Origin of the sequence: Caballeronia sp. BR00000012568055, assembly GCF_029439455.1 — a bacterium.
In the GTDB taxonomy this organism is placed as follows: domain Bacteria; phylum Pseudomonadota; class Gammaproteobacteria; order Burkholderiales; family Burkholderiaceae; genus Caballeronia.
Genome location: NZ_JAQFVG010000264.1, coordinates 1 through 5,205, shown reverse-complemented (window position 1 = coordinate 5,205; position 5,205 = coordinate 1). Strand labels below are relative to the sequence as shown.

Genomic DNA, 5,205 nt, shown 5'->3' with positions numbered 1-5,205 from the left:
CTCGCCGTTGGGCGTCAGCACGGTCTTGGGACTGGTGCCATTGCGGTGGTTGCCAGCCTTGCCCTGCTCGGTCTCGCTTTCCAGATGGTGGCTGAGCTCGGCGGCAAGCATACGCTCGGCCAGGCGCTTCTTGAGCTGGCCGGCCAGCCCCGATTCGCCTAGTACCGACTCGGCATCCTTGCCCTGGACTTGCGCCAGCAATTGGTCAATCAGTTCATCGGAAAACAGCTTCGGTGCTTTCGGAGGTTTGAGCTTTTTTGTCACAGTTGCTTCGGTCATAAAACGGTATTTCCCTTATCGTCTCATGACCTCGGCACACGGAAAATCTGACAGGCTCCACACGGCGGATACGGCAACTCAGATTCGATTCAGAATTCGGCCGCCGTCGACAAGAAGCGAAACGCCAGTGACGAAATTCGCTTCGTCAGAAGCAAGATAGAGCGCGGCGTTCGCAACATCCCAAGCGCTACCCTGACGCCCTAGCGGTACTTTGGCGTCGCGGTCCGCCAACACCTGCTCGCGTGATTGGCTCCATTCACGAACCCGTGCTTCAACCGCCATCGGTGTCGCAATCAACCCTGGCAGCACGCAGTTGGCGCGAATTCCAAACGGCGCGTTTTGCAGCGCGAGTTGCTCTGTAAACGCGATGACCCCTGCTTTGGTGGCCTTGTACGCCACGTACGGGTATTTCCCAGGCCCGGCGGCGGATGACACGTTGACAATTGAACCTGAGCGCTGCTCACGCATGATCGCGACGGCGTGTTTGCAGGCGAACACCGTCCCTCGCAGATTAATTCGGCATATGTTGTCGAACTTGTCTTCGGTGATGTCCATTAAATCAGCGTCACCGCCGCCCAAGCTGACCCCAACGTTATTGTGGAGTACGTCCAGCGAGCCCCACCGCTCTTTTGCGCCGTAGATGGCTTGGACAAGTTCATTCTGACGAGTCACGTCCGCGCCGAACGCAACGGCTTCAAAACCTTCGGCCCGGATCATCGCTGCTGTTTCCTCAGCAGACTCGATCGACCGGTCGACGGCCAGCACTCGCGCGCCTTCCCGCGCGAAGCGAACGGCTGCCGCCCTGCCGTTGCCGATCCCTTCCCCTGGCGCCTGTCCTGCCCCAATGACCACCGCGACTTTCCCTTCCAGTCGAGCCCTGCTCGTCCATCCTTGCCCGCGATCAGTTTTATCCATGTCTGTCCTCGCTATGTCTCGTGTATGCAGCAGGTTGCGCTGCCCTAAGCCTCCTTGATCCACAAGATAGACCCGTGGACCGGCAAGAAAATGCTATCATGAGTTCCTATAAACAGCACCGGTTTCATTGGTCGGAACCAGAAATCGCTTCCGCTTGAGAGCGCCCCCTTGAAACCCTGAGGGCGTGATCTCTCATATGGTGGGACAATTGTAGTGGAAGAAGAGGATCTCTCGGACAGACTCGGCGTCGACCGGGAAAGAGTTTTCAGCGGACCGAACATCAAAGGAGGCGCAATGTCAGACACTTCAACCGTAGTGATTGCTGGAGATTGTGGACCCACCCATGGGCCCGCTGAGGGATACCCGATTGAGGGCTACACTGAGTTGGTCCAGCCGGTTCTGGAGAAGGCGAACTTCCGGTTCGTCAACTGTATGCGGACCTATTCGACTCGCGGGGTCAAGTCTGATCATGCACCGCAGGTGTGTCAGCCCGTAGAAATGTCGAAGCTCTTCACCGGAGGGCTGTTCGATGCTGTAACAATGTCGAACAACCACAGCTACGACGCTGGACCAGACGCTCTTGTGGATACGAGAGACCTGCTCATGGAAAGCGGCGTCCAGGTTACGGGCGCAGGACGCAATCTCGCGGAGGCGCGCCAACCCGCGATTGTCGAGCGCAACGGCGTGAAGGTAGGTTACCTGGGCTACACCTCGGTAGGAGCGGCAGGCAGCGACGCCGGACCTCAGAAGCCCGGCGTGACAAATGTGCGGATCAAGACGACCTATGAAACGCGCGGGCCGCATCAACCTGTGCGCGTGCACACCGAACCTAATGCTGACGACCTAGGGCGACTCATTGAGGACGTCACCGCCTTACGCTCTCAAGCTGATGTAGTCATCCTGGCCTTCCACTCTGGTGTAATCCGCCTACCACGGGTGATCTCCGACTACCAAGTCACCGTGGCGCACGCGGCGATTGACGCTGGTGCCGATATGGTCGTGTGCCACGCACCCCATATTCCGAAGGCTATCGAGGTTTACAAGGGAAAGGTGATCTTCTACAGCTTGGGTGTTTTCGCCATGACGAAGTCCTTTGCTGCTCCTTCGTGGACCAATGAGCCGGCTTGGGCGCACGGTGCAGTCAGGAACCATACCGATCTAGACCCTATCTATCCCCTCATGCCTTACGGGAAGGACTGCACTCTTGGTCTGCTGGCAAAGGCAGAAGTTTCAAAGAACGGGATTGGTCGGGTTTCATTTCTGCCGATGACCTTCGATGACCGCTATCGCCCCCAAGTGTTGCTGCGCGATGACAAGCGTTTTGACGACCTCGTCGCGTACATGGAATGGGTCTCCGAAGACATGCCACACCGCTTCGAAGTGGTCGGAGACGAAGTGGTCATCACCGGCTAAATGTGCGAACGCTGTTGAGAACGTACACCTGAGGCAAGCTGATTATGGATTTGGGAATACGCGGTAAAACGGCATTGGTCACCGCCTCTAGCGGGGGAATGGGACGAAACATTGCACATGCGCTAGCCGCCGAGGGCGTCAATCTGGCGCTTTTCGCGCGCTCTGCGGACAAGCTGCAAGCAATAGCGCAGGAAATTGAGGCACAGCATGGCGTCCGTGCCCTGGCGATTCCGGGTAGCATGCTCTCTCGCAGTGATGTCGACAACCTCGTGCGAAAGCTACAAACTGAATTTTCAGGCGTGGACATCGCCGTCCTCAACACTGGCCGACCACCAAACCCCATCCGCGCCACGGTCGAAGAGACCGAAGAGGAACGATGGACCGAGGCGTATCAAAGCCAGTTGTGGGGAACGATCCAGGTGGTGAGCCAGCTTACGCCACAGATGATGACGAGAGGTTGGGGGAGAATCATCGCCGTCACCTCTGCGTCTGTAAAGGCGCCAATGCCGCATCACAGTCTCTCGACCGTCTTCAGGGCGGGGGTGACCGCCTATATGAAGCACTTGGCCAACGAAGTGGGAACGAAAGGCATCACGGTCAACTGCGTGGCGCCCGCGCTGATCGAAACGCCTCACCGCGCGGGTTCCGCAGCGTACACTCCAGAACAGGCCGAAGCACGAAAGAAGCTTACGCCACTGGGACGCATGGGAACTCAGCAAGAACTCACGGGGGTGGTCACTTTTCTTGCGTCAATGCAGGCGGGTTTCATCACCGGCGCGACGGTGCCGGTGGACGGTGGGATGGTTACCTCACTATTCTAGGTCTCAGTTGACCACGTGGACGCTCAGGGCTCGTCGATAGGGACAGACAGTTCAGCCTGCCCCCCAAATTGCCGCGAAATACTCGCTGCAGCGTCCACGACTAGCTTCACAAACTCTTTCTCATGCATCTGCATTCGCACCGTAGGCGCGCCAACGGACAGGCAGTAATGCACCTCTTCATTCACATCGGTGATTGGCGCGGAGATTGCCGAAATCCCCATCAGTCGCTCACCATGCGACACAGCGAACCCAGCCTCGCGAATACGCTCCAACTCCGCCAGCAGTTCCGCTTTTGTTTGCTTTGACGCCTTACCCACGCTCGCAAGCAGTGGCGTGAGTTCGGCTTTTGGCATGTAAGCCATCAGAACCTTCGACCCAGATCCAGCCTGCAGCGGAATCTGCTCGCCCGCCTGTACCACCGCCCTTAATGGCGCCATGACGGTCGAGATCGATTCGATACAAATACGGTTACGTCCTGACACGGTGTGCAGCGAGACAGTCTCTTTGGTCTTCTCTGCAAGGTCAGTCATAAAGGGGCGCGCAATCTCGCGGATACCGAGTGTACTCTTCACAAGACCTGCGAGGCGCGTGAACCGGAACGAAAGACAGTACTGCTGGTCCTCCAGACGCACAAGGTAACCTGCCTGCTCCAGGCTCTGGACAATACGAAACGTCGTCGACTTCGGCAGTTCAATGCGGTCAGAGATCTGCTGGAGCGATAGACTGCTTCGTTCCGTGCTGAAACTCTCGAAAACCGCCAAAATCCGTTCCACCGAGCGCATCATAGGATGAAGTTCCGTTCGAATATTTCTGTGATGCAGTATGGTACAACAGCACGGCTGCCATCGCGACACGGAGTCACCCCCAGCGACGCTTTCTTAAGCAAAACTCCTCCGATATGGCATGCGAGAGGCGCATCGAAGCCCAAAAAAAGGAACCCGGTATGAAGTGGACTTTTATCGAGGACTGCAATCGTCTCGCGACTGACGTCGAGCTGCTTGACGGTACAACGCGCGAAGTTCGTAAGGCCATTTAAGCCTTCACAAGAGTCAGAGTGCGCCAAGGCCACATCCGAGCTCGCCCTTTGACCGTCCGAAACACAGAGACCCTGTCAGGCAGCGTTAATGAGCGCCATACCGTTGGCAACGCAACGCGCGCTGCCGAAACTTTTAGAAGTCGCTCCAAAAAGAGAGCGCCTTCCGCATCACACGGTCGGCGCCCTACCCCTGAGAGGACTTCTTCGTTGTCGCGAGTTCGAATCAACGCTAGAGAAAGCGAACGGCTCTCAAAAACGTCGCGAATTTCAACCCGAAACTTGAATCAATCTTCGGCGACCGCAGTGTTTGGCAGAGACGCGGCTTGTTTCTCGGCGTCCGCGAGCAGCCCCTTCGTCTTTCTCGCGCCTCTCCATGCGAAGTACAGTTGACCGACAATCAGCAGCATACAGGCATACATGAACGCCGCACTGATGGGTCGCTCGAGGAAAATTCCCATATCGCCTCGTGACAGAAGAAGCGCACGCCGGAAGTTCTCTTCAACCATCGGCCCGAGAACGTACCCCAGCAAGATGGTCGCAACGGGGAATTTGAGTGCCAACAGTATGGCGCCGATGACACCAAACACGAGAACCTCGCCCACTTCGAACAGACTGTTGTTCGTGCTGTAGACCCCAATCGCGATGAAGAACAACGCCGATGGATACATAAGCCGATACGGAACCTGCAGAAGCTTTACCCAGATACCAATCATTGGTACGTTCAAGATCAGAAGAAGAACG

Annotated in this window: 5 protein-coding genes and 1 pseudogene; 2 read left to right on the top strand and 4 right to left on the bottom strand. The window is 56.9% G+C overall.

Going from position 1 to position 5,205, the window contains the following annotated elements:
• Window positions 1-279, bottom strand: a pseudogene (locus tag P7F28_RS15595) (IS256 family transposase); the annotation flags it as partial.
• A gap of 78 nt (window positions 280-357) precedes the next feature.
• Window positions 358-1,194 carry an SDR family NAD(P)-dependent oxidoreductase gene (locus tag P7F28_RS15590; RefSeq protein WP_277185421.1) on the bottom strand — a complete coding sequence of 279 codons (837 nt, stop codon included), beginning with the start codon at window positions 1,192-1,194 and terminating at the stop codon, window positions 358-360.
• A 294-nt stretch (window positions 1,195-1,488) separates the two neighbouring features.
• Between P7F28_RS15590 and P7F28_RS15585 the strand changes: the two genes are divergently transcribed.
• Window positions 1,489-2,607, top strand: a complete 1,119-nt coding sequence (locus tag P7F28_RS15585) for a CapA family protein (RefSeq protein ID WP_277185420.1) — start codon at window positions 1,489-1,491, stop codon at window positions 2,605-2,607.
• A gap of 44 nt (window positions 2,608-2,651) precedes the next feature.
• Entirely contained in the window at window positions 2,652-3,428 is a 777-nt protein-coding gene (locus tag P7F28_RS15580) for an SDR family oxidoreductase (protein ID WP_277185419.1), read from the top strand.
• 23 nt (window positions 3,429-3,451) lie between these two features.
• Here the strand turns inward: P7F28_RS15580 and P7F28_RS15575 are convergent, their stop codons facing one another.
• Window positions 3,452-4,213, bottom strand: coding sequence for an IclR family transcriptional regulator (locus P7F28_RS15575; protein WP_277185418.1), 762 nt, complete (start codon window positions 4,211-4,213; stop codon window positions 3,452-3,454).
• 535 nt (window positions 4,214-4,748) lie between these two features.
• Window positions 4,749-5,205 (bottom strand): tripartite tricarboxylate transporter permease (locus tag P7F28_RS15570; protein WP_277185417.1); only part of this gene is annotated, 457 nt, incomplete at its 5' end.